Origin of the sequence: Brevundimonas poindexterae (genome assembly GCF_020524625.1) — a bacterium.
GTDB lineage: Bacteria > Pseudomonadota > Alphaproteobacteria > Caulobacterales > Caulobacteraceae > Brevundimonas > Brevundimonas poindexterae_A.
This window is the reverse complement of record NZ_JAIVLL010000001.1, coordinates 1,076,815-1,091,444: the sequence shown is the minus strand read 5'-3', so window position 1 is coordinate 1,091,444 and position 14,630 is coordinate 1,076,815. Positions and strand designations below refer to the sequence as shown.

The following is a 14,630-nucleotide window of genomic DNA, read 5'->3' as shown; positions in this document are numbered from 1 at the left end:
CCGGGCTTGTCGCTGATCCCGGCGCCCTTGCCAATGGCCCCCGGATCGGTCCACCGACCGGCGTGTCATGAAATCGTCCCATATCGGCGCTTGATTGAACAACTCAGGGTTTCTGCACGGGGCGGGCATGGACGCAGAACACGGCTGGATCGGGCGCGCCGAGGCGCTGCGGCGTCTGGGGGTCAAGACCCAGACGCTCTATGCCTATGTCAGCCGGGGCCGGATCGCGGCCCGCCCGGACCCCGCCGATCCCCGCCGCAGCCTCTATGCCGAAAGCGACATCGCCCGCCTCGGCGCCGGCGACCGCGACACCACCCCGACGGCCCTGACCCGGGGGGCGGCCGGTCGCGGCGAGGCCGAGATCTTCTCCACCCTGTCCACCCGCATTGACGGCCGCCTCTGCTATTCCGGGCTCGACGTCGCCCAGCTGTCGGCCCAGGCCACGCTCGAGGATGTCGCCCGACGCCTGTGGGGTCTGCGCTCGCCCCAGCCGCTGATGGGGTTAAGACCGCGCGTCGATGCCGTCACCGGCGCCTCGATCCGGCTGCGCACCCTCGCCTGTCTGGCCCGGCGCGCGGCCGAGGACCCGGCCATGACCGGGCGCGATGCGGCCAGTCTCCGCGCCGAGGCGGCAGAAGTTCTCAATGAGGTCATCGATGCCGCGGCGGGGTCCGGCCCCCGCCTGCTGTTCCACCAGCGTCTGGCGCGCGGCTGGAAGATGATCGAGCGCGACGCCGATCTGGTGCGGCGGGCTCTGGTTCTGTGTGCGGATGATCTGGCCCGCCCGCCCATGCTGGCCGCGCGCGCGACGGCCCAGGCGGGTGCACCGCTGGCCGGGGCGGCCCTGGCCGGCCTGACCGCCCTGATGGGATCGCCCGTCATGGGCCGCACCCAGTCCGCTTCCACCTGGGTGATCCAGGCGCGTCGGGATCCGGCCGGCACAATTGCCGCCACCTTCGCGGCCAGCGGCGACCTGCCCGGCTTCATCGACCCCGCCTCTCCGGATACGGACGAAGCCCGCGCCCGCGCCCTGATCGAGGCCGAGCGTCTGCCCGCCGATCTGGAGGCCATTTGGCGCGAGGGCGAGGCGCAAACGGGTCTGGTCCCCGGCCTGCCGCTGGCGCTGGCCCTCCTGGCCCGGCGTCTGGACCTGCCGCGGGACGGGGCCGTCGACCTGCTGTTGCTGGCCCGCGTCGTGGGCCTGATCGGTCATGCGCTGGATCAGGCGATTGGTGGCTCGCCTATTCGCACCCGACTACGCTATGTGGGGCCGACGCCGGGGGCCAACTGATCCGCGCCCGCCGGCCGTGCATGCGAACAAGGGGACCTCATGGCCGACTGGCTGCTGGCGATCATCCTGGGCCTGATCGAGGGCCTGACCGAGTTCATCCCCGTCTCCTCGACCGGTCACCTGCTTTTGCTGGGCCATTTCCTCGGCTTCGAAAGCACCGGCAAGACGTTCGAGATCGTTATCCAGCTGGGCGCCCTGCTGGCCATCATCAGCGTCTATTTCAAACGTCTGTGGACGCTGGCGACGCGCTGGCCGTTCGAGGTCGAGGCCCGCCGCTTCCTGATCGGCCTGCTGGTCGCCTTTGCCCCGGCCGTGGTCATCGGCGTCTTTGCCTATGACTTCATCAAGCTGGTGCTGTTCGAGACGCCCATGGTGATCTGCGTGGCCCTGATCGTTGGCGGGGTCCTGCTGCTGCTGCTCGACCGGATGAAGAAGGTGCCCGTCTATCTGCAGGCCGAGCAGTATCCCCTGCGCGTCTATCTTTTGATCGGCCTGTTCCAGTGCCTGGCCATGATCCCGGGTGCGTCGCGGTCAGGCGCCACCATCGCCGGCGGCCTGCTGCTGGGCACGGACAAGCGTTCGGCGGCCGAGTTCAGCTTCTTCCTCGCCCTGCCGACCATGGGGGCGGCGGTCGCCTATGACCTGTTGCAGAACTGGGAGCGCCTCGACTTCAGCGACGCCGGTCTGATCGCCATCGGCTTCATCACGGCCTTCCTCACCGCGCTGGCGGTGGTCAAGCTGTTGCTCGACTTCGTCTCCCGGCACGGCTTTGCGCCCTTCGCCTGGTGGCGGATCGGGGTCGGCGTGGCCGGGATGATCCTGCTGGGTCTGGGCTTCTAGAAGGCTTCGGCCATCGGCTGTTCGGCGAACTGGCCGCCCCGGCGATAGCGCCACAGATAGCCGGGCACCACGGCCGCCATGCCGATCGGCTCGATGCCCAGATCCGTCAGGCCGGGGGCGCCGTCAGACACGACATTGTCGGTCTGCATCATCACCACCTGATCGCGGGTCAGTACCGGCGGCAGGCCCACCAGCGTCGTCAGCTGCGCCAGGGAGCCGATGGCCCGCGCCACCGGGAAGGGCAGGGGCAGCAGCATGCGATGGCGGCCCGTCTCGTGGGCGATCATCTTCAGCACTTCTTCAAAGGTCACGATCGCCGGACCGCCCAGCTCGACCGTCTGGCCGGCCCAGGCCCCCTCGGTTGCCACACGCGCCACGGCCTCGGCCACGTCGCCCACGAACACCGGCTGGAAGCGCGACTGCCCGCCCCCGATCAGCGGCAGGGCCGGCGTCAGGCCCGACAGGGCGGCGAACCGGTTGAAGAAGCCGTCGCCCGGACCGAACACGATCGACGGGCGCACAATGGACGCGCCGGGGAAGGCGTCCTTCACAGCCGCCTCGCCCCGGGCCTTGGAGCGCGCATAGGCCGATCCGCTCTCGGCATCGGCGCCGATGGCCGACATCTGCACGAAGTGGCGGGCCCCGGCCTCGCGGGCAGCCTCGGCCACGGTACGCGCCCCGTCGACATGGATGTGCTCAAAGGCCTTCGATCCCGGACGCTCGTACAGGATACCGACCAGATTGATGACGATGTCGGCGCCGGCCACGGCGCTCTTCACGGTCGCGGGGTCGGTGATGTCGCCATAGATGGGCATCACCTGGCCGACATCGCCCAGCGGCTTCAGGTCATGGGCCAGATTGGGGTTGCGCACCGCCACCCGGATTCTCAGGCCCCGCCGCGCCAGCGACCGAACGACCTGGGTCCCGACAAAGCCGGAGCCTCCGAACACAGTGACCAGACCCGAACCGGACGGCATCATCAGCCATGCTCCCTGAAAGGCCCGCACCTTCGGGCCACGTGCGTCGGGGGATAGACGATGCGCCCGCGCCGGGCAATGCGGTCGGACGCCCCGGGGTCATTGAAGCGCCCCCGTGCCTGTGCGACACATGTTGCAATGGCGAACAGACCCGACGTCTTCGACGAGATGCACGGCTCCGGCGAGGCCTGTAGGTCCCCGTACAGCGGCTATGCTGACTGGTTTCAACGTCAGGGCGCCCAGAGCCTGCGCAAGAAGTCCCGCGATGCCGAGGTCTTCTTCCGCCGCACCGGGATCACCTTCAACGTCTATGGCCAGCAGGAAGCCGAGGAGCGGCTGATCCCGTTCGACATCGTGCCGCGCATCATCTCGGGCCGCGAATGGAGCCGGCTGACCCGCGGCATCGAACAGCGGGTGCGCGCCATCAATGCCTTCCTGCACGACATGTATCACCGCCAGGAAATCCTGCGCTCGGGCCGCATCCCGGTCGATGTGATCGCCGCCAACGCCGCCTTCCTGCCCCAGATGATCGGCGTCGAGCCGCCGGGCGGCATCTACACCCACATCGTCGGCATCGACATCGTGCGGACGGGCGAGGACGAGTTCTTCGTGCTCGAGGACAATGCCCGCACCCCGTCCGGCGTCTCCTACATGCTGGAAAACCGCGAGACGATGCTGCGGATGTTCCCCGAGCTGTTCTCGCGGGTCGCGGTGCGCGAGGTCAGCAATTATCCCAAGCTGCTCCGCCGGTCGCTGGCGGCCTGCGCGCCGCCGGGATGCTCCGGCTCGCCGGTCGTGGCCGTGCTGACCCCCGGCATCCACAACTCGGCCTATTTCGAGCACGCCTTCCTCGCCGACCAGATGGGCGTCGAACTGGTCGAGGGCCAGGACCTGCAGCTGGTCGATGGCCGCATCGCCATGCGCACGACTCGCGGCTACACCCCGATCGACGTCCTCTACCGCCGGGTCGACGACGACTTCCTCGATCCGATGAGCTTCAATCCGGACTCCCAGCTGGGTGTGCCGGGGCTGATGGACGTCTATCGCGCGGGCGGGATCACCGTCGCCAATGCGCCCGGCACCGGCATCGCCGACGACAAGGCGATCTACAGCTACATGCCGGACATCATCCAGTTCTACACGGGCGAGAGCGCCATTCTGAAGAATGTGCCGACCTGGCGATGTGCCGAGCCCGACGCCCTGGCCTATGTGCTCGAACATCTGGACGAGCTGGTGGTCAAGGAAGTGCACGGCTCGGGCGGCTACGGCATGCTGGTGGGGCCGGCAGCCAGCAAGCGCGAGATCTCGGCCTTTGCCGACAAGCTGAAGTCCCGTCCCGGCAACTATATCGCCCAGCCCACCCTGGCGCTGTCGACCGTCCCGGTCTTGACCAAGGCCGGCCTGGCGCCCCGCCACGTCGACCTCCGGCCCTTCGTGCTGGTCTCCCCGGGCAAGATCGAGATCACCCCGGGCGGCCTGACCCGCGTGGCGATGAAGGCCGGCTCCCTCGTGGTCAATTCCAGCCAGGGCGGCGGCACCAAGGACACCTGGGTGCTCGAGGAATGAGGATGGCAGAGGGCACCCTTTCGGCGGAGGACTCCCGCCCATGCTAGGCAAGACCGCCGCCGGCCTGTTCTGGATGTTCCGCTTCCTAGAGCGCAGCGAGAATACCGCGCGTCTGGTCGATGCGGGCTTTCGCATCGCCCTGACCCGGTCCGCAGCCGCCGAGGCGGAATGGGCCTCGATCATCAATACCGCCGGGGTGCGTCAGGGGTTTCTTGAGCGCTACGACGCCTTCAACGCGGCCAATGTGATCGACTATCTGCTGCGCGACCGGGACAATCCCTCCAGCGTCATGTCGGTCATCGGCAATGCCCGCACCAATGCCCGCATGGTCCGCACGGCCCTGACGCGCGAGGTGTGGGAGGCCACCAACGAAGGCTGGATGACCATCCGCGACCTGCTGAAACGGCCAGTCTCCGAGAACGGCCTGCCCGACATCCTGGCCACCATCCGTCGCCAGAACGCCCTGGTCCGCGGTGCCCTGACCGGCACCATGATGCAGAACGACGTCTACAACTTTGCCCATCTGGGCATCTTCATCGAGCGGGCCGACAACACCGCCCGCATCCTCGACGTCAAATACTATGTGCTGCTGCCGTCGGTCTCCTATGTCGGCTCCTCGCTCGACAATGTGCAGTGGGAGACCATCCTGCGCTCGGTGTCGGCCCAGCGCGCCTATCGCTGGCTCAGCGACGGCACTGCCAACCCGCGCCAGATCGCCGACCTGATCATCCTCGACAAGCGCATGCCCCGCTCGCTGGCCTTCTGCGCCGGACAGATCTCGGAGCACCTCGGCTTCCTCGCCCAGGCCTACGGCAACGAAATGCCCAGCCACGACCTGGCCCGCGCCCATGTGAAGCGGCTGGCCGATCACTCCATCGAGTCGATCTTCGAGTCCGGCCTGCACGGGGTGCTCAGCGACTTCATCGGCCGCAACAACGCCCTCGGCCAGCAGATCGAGCGGGACTACAGGTTCTACGGATGATCCCATGCGCGTGAAGGTCCGGCACAGCACCGAATACACCTACGACCAGGCCGTCAGCCGTGGCCTGCAGAAGATCCGCCTGACGCCCAAGAATTCCGGCGGCCAGACCGTCGTCTCCTGGGACACCGGGGTCGAGGGCGGCACCAAGGAGCTGTCCTATACGGACCAGCACAACAATCTGGTCGAACTGCTGTCCATCGCGCCCGGCACCCGCACGGTGACCATCGTCTGCGAGGGCGAGGTCGACACCTCGGACACGGCGGGCATCATCGGCCAGCACGGCGGCTATGCCCCGCTGTGGTATTTCCGCCGGTCCACGCCCCAGACGCGCGCCGGCCCTCGCGTGCGCCAGCTGGTGCGCGATCTGGGCAAGGACTTCGATGACGATCCGTCGCGCCTGCACGCCCTGTCGGCCCTGATCCTGGACTCGGTCTCCTACAGCACGGGCACGACTGACTTTGCCACCACGGCGGAACAGGCCATCGAGGCGGGGCAGGGGGTCTGTCAGGACCACGCCCACATCCTGATCGCGGCGGCGCGGCTGATGGGCTATCCGGCTCGCTACGTCAGCGGCTACCTGATGATGGACGACCGGGTCGATCAGGACGCCGGCCACGCCTGGGCCGAGGTTCACGTCGACGGCCTGGGCTGGGTCGGGTTCGACGTCTCGAACGGCGTATCGCCCGATCCCCGCTACGTCCGGGTCGCCACCGGCCTCGATTATGGTGAAGCGGCGCCGATCTCGGGTATCGTCTACGGGGGCCGCAATGAGTCGATGGTGGTCCAGCTGCAGGTTCAGCAATAGCCAGGCCATGCCGGGGGCAATGACGATCGAATGACCTATTGCGTGGGCATGCGCCTGAACCGGGGACTGGTGTTCATGTCGGACACCCGCACCAATGCCGGCGTCGACAATGTGGCCACGGTCCGCAAGATGTTCACCTGGCACAAGCCGGGCGAGCGCATGATCACCCTGATGACCGCCGGCAATCTGGCGACGACCCAGTCGGTGGTCAGCATCCTCGACGAACGCACCAAGGTCCCGGCCGAGCGCAATCCGTCCCTGCTCGAGACCCCCACCATGTTTCAGGCCGCCCGTCTGGTCGGCGAGGCCCTGCGCGAGACCATCCAGACCAATGCCCAGAGCGGCCAGTCGGCCGAGGCCATGTTCGGCGCCACCCTGATCCTGGGCGGTCAGATCAAGGGCACGCCGCCGCGGCTGTTTCTCATCTATCCGCAGGGCAATTTCATCGAGGCCACCGACGACAACCCCTATTTCCAGATCGGCGAGACCAAATACGGCCGCCCCATCCTGGTGCGGGGCTACGATCCGGACATGAGCTTCGAACAGGCGATCAAGCTGCTGGTCGTGTCGTTCGACTCGACGCTCAAGGCCAATCTGTCCGTCGGCCTGCCCATCGACTACCAGACCTACACCACCGACACCTGGCAGCCGACCCACGAGCGGCGCATGGAACGCGACGACCCCTATATGCGGACGATCGCCGAGGAATGGGGCGTGGCGCTCCGGGCCGCCTTCCTCTCCCTGCCGGATCCCGTGCTGGAGGACTAGCGCCCGGCCCAATTGGAAAACCCCCCGCCGTGGTCCGGCGAGGGGTTTATGGTGGAGCTAAGCGGAGTCGAACCGCTGACCTCTTGAATGCCATTCAAGCGCTCTACCAACTGAGCTATAGCCCCGAACCTTTGTCCCCGTGCGGGGCCTCCGGTCTGGTCCGCCGGTCCCGGTCAGGGGGCCAGCGAGGCGGCGGAACCTATGTCAGGGCTCGATCCCGATCAAGCCCGATTCCGCCAATTATTTTCACCCTGTGAAAGACGACCTTCGGGGTCAGTCGTCGTCCTTCGACGGCTTGACGATATCGGCGTCGAAATCGTCGTCGTCGTCCTCGTCATCGTCGATGAAGGCGGCCGAGTCATCGTCGTCGTCATCGTCCAGGACGTCGTCGTCATCGTTCATGCCGGTGTCGTCCTTGGACGAGTCGTCATCGTCGTCGTCATCGTCCGGCGTCAGGATGCGCTCATGGCCTTCCTGGTCGATTTCCGGCGTGGGAGGCGTATCGTCCTCTTCCTCGTCGTCATCGGAGGCCTTCTTGTCCTTGACCTTGTCCTCGGTGTCGTCCGTATCGTCCTCGGCCTCTTCGGGCTCGGGCACGTCAGCGGGCCGACCGCGACGGTTGCGCAGGCGCAGCGCTTCTTCGGGGTCGAACTCGGTGTCGCACTTGGGGCAGTGCGCCGGGCGGCGGTTCAGGTCGTAGAATTTGGCCTGGCAGTTCGGGCAGACCTGCTTGGCGCCAAGTTCAGCTTTGCTCACGGATCGTGACCTTCGCGACGGGTGGATTTCGGGCGGCTCCCTTGCCACCCGAATGGCCCGCTGTCAAAAGCGATCTTCGCCTCTGGCCCTGTTTTCCCGCACGATCGAAAGGCCGTCCGTGGCCGCCGCCGCCTTCCTGACCGCCCGTCCGGCCTCGCGCCTGGCCGGAACCGTGACCGCTCCCGGTGACAAATCCGTCTCCCACCGCGCCCTGATCCTGGGCGGGATGGCGCAGGGCGTGACCGAAATAGAGGGCCTGCTCGAGGGCGAGGACATCCTCGCCACCGCCCGGGCCGTCGCGGCCTTCGGGGCCGAGGTGGAGCGTCTCGCACCCGGCCGCTGGCGCGTCACCGGCCATGGCGGCTTTCGTCAGCCGGAGGGCATCATCGACTGCGGCAATGCCGGCACCGGGGTGCGCCTGCTGATAGGAACGGCCGCAGGCTATCCGATCGCCGTGACCTTTGATGGCGACGTCAGTCTGCGCAAACGCCCGATGAAGCGGGTCACCGCCCCGCTCGGCGAAATGGGCGCGCGGTTCGAGTGGTCGGGCGAGGAGGATCGTCTGCCGCTCCGCCTGACCGGCGGCGACCTGCGCGGGCTGTCCTTCACCCAGTCGGTCGCCTCGGCCCAGGTCAAGTCCGCCCTGCTGCTGGCGGGGTTGAACGCCAGCGGCCTCACCGAAGTCATCGAGCCCGAGCGAAGCCGCGACCACACCGAACGCATGCTCCACGCGTTCGGGGCCGAGGTTCAGGTCACGGAGCAGGGGGCCGGCTGGCGTATCCGTCTCGGGGGCGGGCAGGGGCTCACCGGCACCGCCGTCGCCGTCCCGGGCGATCCCTCATCCGCGGCCTTCCCGCTGGCGGCCGGCCTGATCGTGCCGGGCTCGGAGGTGACGGTCGAAAACGTCATGCTCAACCCGCTGCGGACCGGCCTGTTCGACACCTGGCGCGAAATGGGCGCGGACCTGACCGTCTCGAACCGGCGCGAGAGCGGGGGCGAGATCGTCGGCGACATCACGGCCCGCCATTCGGCGCTGAAGGGGGTGGTCGTGCCCGAGGCCCGCGCGGCCTCGATGATCGACGAATATCCGATCCTGGCCGCCACGGCCGCCTTTGCCTCGGGCCGGACGGTCATGCGGGGCATCGGCGAGATGCGGGTCAAGGAGAGCGACCGTATCGCCCTGATGGCGCGCGGCCTTGCCGCCTGCGGGGTCGCGGTCGAGGAGGAGCCCGAGGGCCTGATCGTCACCGGCGGTCCCGTAGCCGGTGGGGCGACCGTCGAGACCGCCCACGATCACCGCATCGCCATGAGCCATCTGGTGCTGGGCCTCGCCGCCCGTGCGCCGGTCAGCGTCCGCGACCCCGAAATGATCGCCACCAGCTTTCCGGCCTTCGTCCAGTTGATGCAGGGGCTGGGCGCCGATATCGAGGCGGGATGACCGCCCCCCTCATCATCGCCGTCGACGGCCCGGCCGCATCGGGCAAGGGCACCATCGCCCAGCGGCTGGCGCAGCACTATGGCCTGCCGCATCTGGATACCGGCCTGCTGTATCGCGCGGTGGGACTGGGTGTGCTGGACCGCGGCGGGGATCTCGGTGATGCAGACCTCGCCGAACAGGTCGCCCGCGCGCTCGAGCCGGAGGACCTGTTCGACACCACCCGCCTGACCGATCGCGGGGCGGGCGAGGCCGCCAGCCGTGTCGCCGGCCACACCGGGGTGCGCGCGGCCCTGCTGGACCTCCAGACCCGTTTCGCGCGCCAGCCGGGCGGCGCCGTGCTGGACGGGCGCGACATCGGCACGGTCATCGTGCCCGACGCCCCGGTCAAACTGTTCGTCACCGCCAGTCCCGAGGTCCGCGCCCGCCGTCGCTGGCTGCAACTGACCGCCCGGGGCGAGACCCTGTCGTTCGAGGACATGCTGGCTGATATCGTCCGTCGCGATGCCCGTGACGCCGGTCGCGGGGCCGCCCCCATGGTCCAGGCGGCCGACGCGGCCTTGCTGGATACGACCGATATGGATATAGAGGCCGCCTTCGATGCGGCCCGCCGTATCGTCGAGACATCGCGAGCGCGCTGACCGGCGGGCAAATCCAACGCGATGATCCTCGGCCACCGCGGGCGTTCGGGCAGCCCTGTCGCCGCCCCGGATCGACCTTCTACCCAAACTGAACCGACGTCCGCGAGGACTCCGTCCGGAGCCGCGCGGCCTATTCCTTTCTCCAACCCCAGAGTTTCATGACCGACACCCTCACCCCTACCCGCGACGATTTCGCCGCTCTTCTCGACGAGACCCTGCAGGGTCGTGACCTTGGCGAAGGCCAGGTCGTCCACGGCCGCGTCGTCGGCGTGGAAAAGGACATCATCATCATCGACGTCGGTCTGAAGACCGAAGGCCGGATCTCGGCCCGTGAATTCGGTCAGGGCGAAGGCGCCTCGATCCCGAAGGTCGGCGATGACGTCGAAGTCTACCTCGAGCGCGTCGAGAACGCCTTGGGTGAGGCCGTCATCAGCCGCGACAAGGCCCGCCGCGAGGAAGCCTGGACCCGTCTGGAAGCCGTCTTCGCCGAAGAGCAGCCCGTCATGGGCGCCATCGTCGGCCGCGTGAAGGGTGGCTTCACCGTCGATCTGGGCGGTGCCTCGGCCTTCCTGCCGGGCTCGCAGGTCGACATCCGTCCGGTCCGCGACGTCGGCCCGCTGATGGGTAAGGAACAGCCCTTCGCCATCCTCAAGATGGACCGTCCGCGCGGCAACATCGTCGTCTCGCGTCGTGCCATCCTGGAAGAAGCCCGCGCCGAGCAGCGCACCGAACTGGTCGGCCAGCTGGCCGAGGGTGAAGTCCGCGAAGGCGTCGTCAAGAACATCACCGACTACGGTGCGTTCGTGGATCTGGGCGGCATCGACGGCCTGCTGCACGTCACCGACATGTCGTGGAAGCGCGTCTCGCACCCGTCGCAGGTGCTGGCCGTCGGCGACACCGTCAAGGTGCAGATCGTCAAGATCAACCCGGACACCCAGCGCATCAGCCTGGGCATGAAGCAGCTCCAGGCTGACCCGTGGGACGGCGTGGAAGCCAAGTATCCGGTCGGCGCCAAGATGACCGGTCGCATCACCAACATCACCGACTACGGCGCCTTCGTGGAGTTGGAAGCCGGTGTCGAAGGCCTGGTCCACGTCTCGGAAATGAGCTGGACCAAGAAGAACGTCCACCCGGGCAAGATCGTCTCCACCTCGCAGGAAGTGGATGTGGTCGTGCTGGACGTCGACTCGGCCAAGCGCCGCATCTCGCTGGGTCTGAAGCAGGCCCAGGACAATCCGTGGGATGCCTTCGTCGCCAACCATCCGATCGGCTCGACCGTCGAGGGCGAGGTCAAGAACGCCACCGAATTCGGTCTGTTCATCGGCCTGGACAACGACATCGACGGCATGGTCCACCTGTCGGACCTCGACTGGAACGTCTCGGGCGAGGAAGCCATCCAGCGCTACCGCAAGGGCGAGATGGTCAAGGCCAAGGTGCTGGACGTCGACGTCGAGAAGGAACGTGTCTCGCTCGGCATCAAGCAGCTGGGCGGCGATCCGATCGGCGACGGCGACACCTTCCGGAAGGGTCAGCAGATCACCGTCACCGTGACCGCCATCGAGACCGGCGGCATCGAGGTCAAGTTCGGCGAGGATGAAGCTCCGGTCACCGCCTTCATCCGCAAGTCGGACCTGTCGCGCGACCGCGCCGAACAGCGCCCCGAGCGCTTTGCCGTCGGCGATCGCGTCGACGCCATGATCACCGGCATCGACAAGGCCTCGCGTCGCGTCTCCGTCTCGGTCAAGGCGCTCGAGATGAAGGACGAACAGGAAGCCATCGAACAGTTCGGGTCCTCGGACTCGGGCGCTTCGCTCGGTGACATCCTGGGTGCGGCCCTGCGCGAAAAGGGCGCCGCCAAGGAGTAAAAGCGTCGATTTCGATGCAAATCGGGGCGGTCGGAGCGATCCGGCCGCCCTTTTTTGCGGTTCGCGACCGCAATTTGTGTCCGGAAGCGTACATTATGGCTGTTAATGATGCTTAATGTCCGTCTTTCCCCTTTATTCCCTCACCGCGCGAGGTCTAGGGTGGACGCCGTCGCCGGGGGGCCGGTAAGGCAGGCGCGACATGGGGCGCACCGGTGTACGCCTCCGTCGCACGGGAAGGGGCTGAGATGATCAAGTCCGAACTGATCGACAAGCTGGCGGCCGAGAATCCGCACCTCACCCAGGCTGAGGTCGAGCGCCTGGTCAATGTCATCCTCGGCCAGATGGTCGAGACCCTGTCCGACGGCGGGCGGGTGGAAATCCGCGGCTTCGGCGCCTTTTCCGTGCGCCATCGTCCCGCGCGCCAGGGCCGCAATCCGCGCACCGGCGAAACCGTCGACGTGCCCGCCAAGGCCGTGCCCTTCTTCAAGAGCGGCAAGGAATTGCGCGAGCGGCTGAACGCCTCCGACTGAGCCGGCCATGGCGCCCGACTGGCGGATCGTTCCGGCCGATTTCGAGGATGCCCGGCTGCTGGCCCTGCTGGCCCTGCACCTTGAGGGCATGCACCGCTACACGCCTGCCTGTGGCGTTCACGCCCTCGATCTGACCGGTCTGCAGGCGCCCGGCGTCACCCTGTACACGCTATGGGACGGCGAGGCCCTGCTCGGCATGGGCGCCCTGCGCCTGCACCCCGACGGCGTGGGCGAGATCAAGTCCATGCGCACCCATCCCGACCATCTGGGCCGGGGCGTGGGCCGCACCCTGCTGGAGCATCTGATCGCCGAGGCCCGCGCGGCCGGCTGTCGCCGGATCAGCCTCGAGACCGGCTCGGGCCCCGCCTTCGAGGCCGCCCTGAACCTTTACGCCGCCCGCGGATTCCTCAAGGGTGAGCCGTTCGGGGGCTATACGCCCAGCGACTTCAACCACTTCTACCATCTGGATCTGCAGGCGGCCTGAGCGCCCGGTCGCGATCCCAAACGGAGGGCACCCATGGGTCTGTTTCAGGAATTCCGCGAGTTTGCCGTGCGCGGCAATGTCGTCGATCTGGCCGTCGGCGTCATCATCGGCGCGGCCTTCAACGGCATCGTCAAAAGCCTGGTCGACCAGATCATCATGCCGCCGATCGGCCTGCTGACCGGTGGCGTCGACTTCTCCGAACTGCAATGGGTGCTGCGTCCCGAAGACCCCTCGACCGAGGCCGTCGAACAGGTCGCCATCCAGTACGGCGCCTTCGCCAACACCCTCGTCCAGTTCCTGATCGTCGCCTTCGTCGTCTTCCTGCTGGTCAAGGGCATCAACAACATGCGCCGCAAACAGGCCGAGGATCCCCAGCCGGCCGCCCCGCCCGCCCCGACGCCCAGCGAGGCCCTGCTGACCGAGATCCGCGACCTTCTGAAGTCTAAGGCCTAGGGCGCCGGCCTCAGACAGAAGCCATAGTCCCCGTCATAGGGCGTGGGCTGCCACAGGCCGGGGTCCGGCGCGCCGGCCTCGAACCGGGCATGGGCGTGGCCCCAGCCGCCCTCGCGCCGGGCCCGCTCGGCCCACGGCCCCAGCCGGACCCGCGAGCGCGGGCTGACCAGATGCAGGCGCAGCTTGGCGGCATCGAGCCGTCGCGCCGCCACCATCAGGCCGGTCATCAGCCGGTCGATGGCCTCCGGCGCGCGCTCCAGCGCCACCAGATCCACGATCTCGAGCACCGGCGGGTCGATCACACTGGGCTTGGCCAGCTCAGCCCACGCATGGCCGACGAGGGCACCCCCCTCCCTGACCGCCAGCAGGACCGGCGGGCGCACCCGGTCCGGATCGCCGAGCCGATGGTGCATCACCTCTGCCGACCGGTCCGCCACCAGCCCGCCTTCATCGACCAGCGCCTGCCAATAGGCGTCCCAGTTCCCGGGCAGGTCCGCCGGCATCAGGGCGACCCCGTCCGGCATATCCGCCTGCCGGACCGGGCGGGGCCTCGGCGTCAGCGGTTCCGGAATCCGCTTCAGCACCTCAGCCAGCAGGGCGGGCTTGCGGTGATCCAATTCGCGCAGGAGACGGCTCACCGCGCGGGGCCAGCGTTTCAGCGGCCAGGCCAGCTTCAGGTCATGGGTTGTCGCGGGCCAGGGCACCAGCCGGTGTCGCTTGTACAGCGGCGCCGCCCGCGCATTGGCGTTGAAGGTGTAAAAGCCGACCATGCCCGTCTGACCCATCAGCGTCCGGATCAGCTGCGGCGCCATGCCCCGGCCCTCGGGGCTGACGATGATCGAATGGCCGGTCGCGGCATGAAGCGTTCGCTCCCCGTGCCGGAAGGTCTGGATGAAGTTGCCGAGACAGGCCACGGGCCGTCCCGCCTCGTCCTCGGCCAGCCAGCCCAGCGGCGCGTCCAGCCGGACCCGCGCGGGGTCCCGCGCCAGCCACCGCCACCCGGCCGCCGACCGCTCCGGCCAGCCGACCGAGCGGTGCAGGGCCGCCAGGGCTTCGGCGTCGTCCGGCGTGAAGGCACGAATGGGCATGCGGCGGTGGGGTCCTCCCTGCCGCCATCCTCCCGACAAACCCTCTACAATCCGTGAGGCCGCGTACCGGGACGTCGCAGAACGGCGTCCTGTCAGACTCCGTCAGGCCCGGCGGTGACCTCCCTCCGCTACTTTCCCTCCACCACTGG

The 14,630-nt window shown here is 68.0% G+C and carries 15 protein-coding genes and 1 tRNA gene; 12 read left to right on the top strand and 4 right to left on the bottom strand.

Going from position 1 to position 14,630, the window contains the following annotated elements; translation table 11 throughout:
• Positions 1 to 127 precede the first annotated feature (127 nt).
• Together LC068_RS05590 and LC068_RS05585 are read left to right on the top strand one after the other, a co-directional pair.
• A complete protein-coding gene (locus LC068_RS05590) occupies positions 128 to 1,291 on the top strand; it encodes a citrate/2-methylcitrate synthase (RefSeq protein ID WP_226635210.1) in 1,164 nt (387 codons plus the stop codon).
• A 39-nt stretch (positions 1,292 to 1,330) separates the two neighbouring features.
• Positions 1,331 to 2,131 carry an undecaprenyl-diphosphate phosphatase gene (locus LC068_RS05585; RefSeq protein WP_226635209.1) on the top strand — a complete coding sequence of 267 codons (801 nt, stop codon included), beginning with the start codon at positions 1,331 to 1,333 and terminating at the stop codon, positions 2,129 to 2,131.
• Here the strand turns inward: LC068_RS05585 and LC068_RS05580 are convergent.
• A complete protein-coding gene (locus LC068_RS05580; RefSeq protein WP_226635208.1) occupies positions 2,128 to 3,111 on the bottom strand; it encodes a complex I NDUFA9 subunit family protein in 984 nt (327 codons plus the stop codon). The two genes, LC068_RS05585 and LC068_RS05580, sit on opposite strands and share 4 nt — an antisense overlap.
• A gap of 135 nt (positions 3,112 to 3,246) precedes the next feature.
• On the opposite strand from LC068_RS05580, the gene LC068_RS05575 reads away from it, so the two are divergent.
• The 4 genes from LC068_RS05575 to LC068_RS05560 are packed head-to-tail and all read left to right on the top strand — an operon-like array spanning position 3,247 to position 7,229.
• The gene (locus LC068_RS05575; protein ID WP_226635207.1) at positions 3,247 to 4,674 is read left to right on the top strand and encodes a circularly permuted type 2 ATP-grasp protein; all 1,428 of its coding nucleotides are present in this window, start codon (positions 3,247 to 3,249) and stop codon (positions 4,672 to 4,674) included.
• A gap of 40 nt (positions 4,675 to 4,714) precedes the next feature.
• Positions 4,715 to 5,656 carry an alpha-E domain-containing protein gene (locus LC068_RS05570; RefSeq protein WP_226635206.1) on the top strand — a complete coding sequence of 314 codons (942 nt, stop codon included), beginning with the start codon at positions 4,715 to 4,717 and terminating at the stop codon, positions 5,654 to 5,656.
• Positions 5,657 to 5,660: 4 nt separating this feature from the next.
• Entirely contained in the window at positions 5,661 to 6,461 is an 801-nt protein-coding gene (locus LC068_RS05565; protein ID WP_226635205.1) for a transglutaminase family protein, read from the top strand.
• A 30-nt stretch (positions 6,462 to 6,491) separates the two neighbouring features.
• Positions 6,492 to 7,229, top strand: coding sequence for a proteasome-type protease (locus LC068_RS05560; protein WP_226635204.1), 738 nt, complete (start codon positions 6,492 to 6,494; stop codon positions 7,227 to 7,229).
• Between the two features lie 49 nt (positions 7,230 to 7,278).
• Here LC068_RS05560 and LC068_RS05555 read toward each other — a convergent pair.
• Positions 7,279 to 7,354: transfer RNA gene (locus tag LC068_RS05555), tRNA-Ala, on the bottom strand.
• Between the two features lie 148 nt (positions 7,355 to 7,502).
• Entirely contained in the window at positions 7,503 to 7,985 is a 483-nt protein-coding gene (locus tag LC068_RS05550) for a TIGR02300 family protein (RefSeq protein ID WP_226635203.1), read from the bottom strand.
• A gap of 118 nt (positions 7,986 to 8,103) precedes the next feature.
• On the opposite strand from LC068_RS05550, the gene aroA reads away from it, so the two are divergent.
• From aroA to mscL, 6 genes are all read left to right on the top strand, one after another.
• Positions 8,104 to 9,423 carry a 3-phosphoshikimate 1-carboxyvinyltransferase gene (gene aroA / locus LC068_RS05545; RefSeq protein WP_404825189.1) on the top strand — a complete coding sequence of 440 codons (1,320 nt, stop codon included), beginning with the start codon at positions 8,104 to 8,106 and terminating at the stop codon, positions 9,421 to 9,423.
• Entirely contained in the window at positions 9,420 to 10,061 is a 642-nt protein-coding gene (gene cmk, locus LC068_RS05540; protein WP_226635202.1) for a (d)CMP kinase, read from the top strand. The genes aroA and cmk overlap by 4 nt, the downstream gene beginning before the upstream one ends.
• Positions 10,062 to 10,219: 158 nt before the next feature.
• Complete coding sequence (rpsA, locus tag LC068_RS05535) at positions 10,220 to 11,926, top strand: 30S ribosomal protein S1 (protein WP_209117056.1); 1,707 nt, start codon at positions 10,220 to 10,222, stop codon at positions 11,924 to 11,926.
• Between the two features lie 245 nt (positions 11,927 to 12,171).
• Positions 12,172 to 12,456 (top strand): integration host factor subunit beta, encoded by a 285-nt coding sequence (locus tag LC068_RS05530; protein WP_226635201.1) that lies wholly within the window; start codon positions 12,172 to 12,174, stop codon positions 12,454 to 12,456.
• A gap of 7 nt (positions 12,457 to 12,463) precedes the next feature.
• A complete protein-coding gene (locus LC068_RS05525; protein WP_226635200.1) occupies positions 12,464 to 12,940 on the top strand; it encodes a GNAT family N-acetyltransferase in 477 nt (158 codons plus the stop codon).
• Between the two features lie 33 nt (positions 12,941 to 12,973).
• Positions 12,974 to 13,393, top strand: a complete 420-nt coding sequence (gene mscL, locus LC068_RS05520; RefSeq protein WP_226635199.1) for a large-conductance mechanosensitive channel protein MscL — start codon at positions 12,974 to 12,976, stop codon at positions 13,391 to 13,393.
• Here the strand turns inward: mscL and LC068_RS05515 are convergent.
• Positions 13,390 to 14,481 (bottom strand): GNAT family N-acetyltransferase, encoded by a 1,092-nt coding sequence (locus LC068_RS05515; RefSeq protein WP_226635198.1) that lies wholly within the window; start codon positions 14,479 to 14,481, stop codon positions 13,390 to 13,392. The genes mscL and LC068_RS05515 overlap by 4 nt on opposite strands.
• Between the last annotated feature and the right edge of the window lie 149 nt (positions 14,482 to 14,630).